Raw genomic sequence first — 2,530 nt, forward strand, 5'->3', positions numbered from 1 at the left:
GGTAGTCGGCCAGGTCTTTCTGGGTGATCAGGCCGCCATTGTTCTGCAGGAAGGAAGCGATTTCGTGCGCCATGGCGCCTTTGTAGAAGTCGTCGGGGCTCTGGGCGATGCGTTCCAGGGTATGCGCCAGCTCGGGCTGGCGGAAGATCTCGCCCGCCTGGTAGTAGTTGCCGTCGCGCTGGAAGATGCGGCGCGACTCGGCAAACCTGGCCAGGTCGGCGTCGCGGAAGTCGCGGGCGTCCTCCCAGGAGAGCGGGAAGCCTCCGCGGGCCAGGCGGATGGCCGGCGCCATCACCTGCGCCAGGGTCAGCTTGCCCCAATGCTGCTCGGCGTACACCAGTCCCGCCACCGAGCCGGGCACGCCGCTGGCGCGGTAGCCCACCAGGCTGGCGTCGGGAATGACGTTGCCCTTCTCGTCCAGGTACATGGTGGCAGTGGCGGCCGCGGGCGCGGTTTCGCGGAAATCCAGGAAGAAGGCTCTGCCGTCCGGAGTGCGCACCAGCAGGAAGCCGCCGCCGCCCAGGTTGCCGGCCTGGGGATGCACCACCGCCAGCGCGAAGCCGGTGGCCACGGCCGCGTCCACGGCGTTACCGCCGGCCTTGAGCGCGTCCACTCCCGCCTGCGAGGCCAGTTCGTGGACGCTGGCCACCATGGCGTGCTTGCCGCGAACGGGCCCGATGCCGGAAGCGAACAGGCTCCGCGGCAGGGCCGCCGTGAGGACGGCAAGCGCCAGCGTTATCAGCAATTTGCGACGGAAACGCATATTGGGAGCGGGAGACGCCTTCCGCGGGAGCTTCTGAGGCTAGCCCACGGGCAAGGGCGGAGTCAAATGCAGCGGGAACTCCGAGAATCACAGAACGAAGAGGAGCTTGAGCTCTTTGCACTTGGACCAGCTCCGTTCCAATGGACGAACAGGCCGGTAAATTGTTCTTTACTTGCCTCCAGGCCACGCCTACGATTATCCCAAGAAGGTGGGGGGAGGGAGCCTCCTTCCCCATGGCAGCCCGGGCTCTGAAGCAGCCTGACTTAGCAGGGCAGACCCTCGGCCACTACCGCCTCGTCGAGCACATCGGCGCCGGCGGCATGGGAGTGGTTTACCGCGCCCGCGACCTTCACCTGGAGTGCGACGTCGCCGTCAAAGTCCTGCCCCCCGGGGCCCTGGGCGACGAGGATGCGCGCAAGCGCTTCCGCAAAGAGGCCCTCGCCCTCTCCAAGATCAACCATCCCAATATCGAGGTCGCCCACGACTTCGATACCCAGGACGGCATCGATTTCCTGGTCACCGAGTTCATCCCCGGGCAGACGCTGGAAGTAGCGCTGGCCTCCCGCCTCCCTGAGAACGACATCCTGGATCTGGGTGCGCAACTTGCCGAAGGCCTGGCAGCCGCGCACGAGCAGGGCGTGGTGCACCGCGACCTGAAGCCCGCCAACCTGCTGGTCACCGGCGACGGGCGCCTCAAGATCCTCGACTTCGGCCTGGCCAAGATGATCCGCAAGCCCAGTCCCACAGCCTCGACCGAGAGCCTGAGCCAGACCCAGGGGACGGTCGGCACCTTGCCCTACATGGCGCCGGAGCAGGTGGAGGGTTCCAAGGTGGACGCGCGCGCCGATATCTGGGCGGCTGGCGCGGTGCTCTACGAGATGGCCACGCGCCAGCGTCCCTTCCCCGGCGGCGGGGTACAGCTGGCCGACGCCATCCGCTACCAGCCGCCGCGGCCGCCCCGCGAGGTCAATTCCGAGCTTTCGCCGGGGCTGGAGGCCGTCATCCTGCGCTGCCTGGAGAAGGACCCCGACGATCGCTACCAGACCGCGCGCGAGTTGGCCCTGCACTTGCGCCGCCTGCAGCGTGGGGAAGCGCCGCTGCCGGCGGTGGTTCCGCGGCACCGCCGGCGGGCGTGGGCATTCGCGGCCGCCGCGGTCGCGCTGGTCATGGCGGTACTGCTGGCGGTGGATCCCGCCGGGGTACGCGCGAAGATCCAGGCCTGGGTCGCCGGAAGCAGCCCGCAGCCCCAGATCCAATCCATCGCGGTGCTTCCTTTCGCTGACATGAGCGCGGAGAAGGACCAGGAGTACCTGGCCGACGGCATGGCCGAAGAGCTGCTCAACGCCCTGGCCAGGATCCCGGAGCTGCGGGTGGCGGCCCGCACTTCATCGTTCCAGTTCAAGGGCAGGAATGCCCGCGTGGAAGACATCGGGCGCGAGCTGCATGTGGACTCAGTGCTGGAAGGGAGCGTCCACCGGCAGGGCACGCGCGTGCGCATCAATGTGCAGCTGGTCAAGGTGGCCGACGGATTCGAGCTGTGGTCCCAGTCCTACGACCGGGAGATGAACGACGTCTTCGCGGTGCAGGACGAGATCGCGAGTTCGGTGGCCGGGTCCCTGAAGCTGACCCTGCTGCGCGGGACTGCCCCGGCCCCACCCACCACCAGCGCCGAGGCCTACAACGCCTACCTGCAGGCCCAGTACTTTCGCGAGCGCCGCACCAAGGAAGACATGGACCGCTCCGTCGCCTACTACCAGCAGGCCCTGC

At 68.0% G+C, this 2,530-nt stretch carries 2 protein-coding genes; one reads left to right on the forward strand and one right to left on the reverse strand.

All coding sequences use genetic code 11. The features are described from left to right. Positions 1 to 763 (reverse strand): gamma-glutamyltransferase (locus tag VEG08_03280; protein HXZ27003.1); only part of this gene is annotated, 763 nt, incomplete at its 3' end. 233 nt (positions 764 to 996) lie between these two features. On the opposite strand from VEG08_03280, the gene VEG08_03285 reads away from it, so the two are divergent. Then, the coding region (locus tag VEG08_03285; protein HXZ27004.1) for a serine/threonine-protein kinase at positions 997 to 2,530 on the forward strand (1,534 nt) is incomplete at its 3' end.

The organism is Terriglobales bacterium, from assembly GCA_035624475.1.
Taxonomy (GTDB): Bacteria; Acidobacteriota; Terriglobia; order Terriglobales; family Acidobacteriaceae; genus DASPRL01.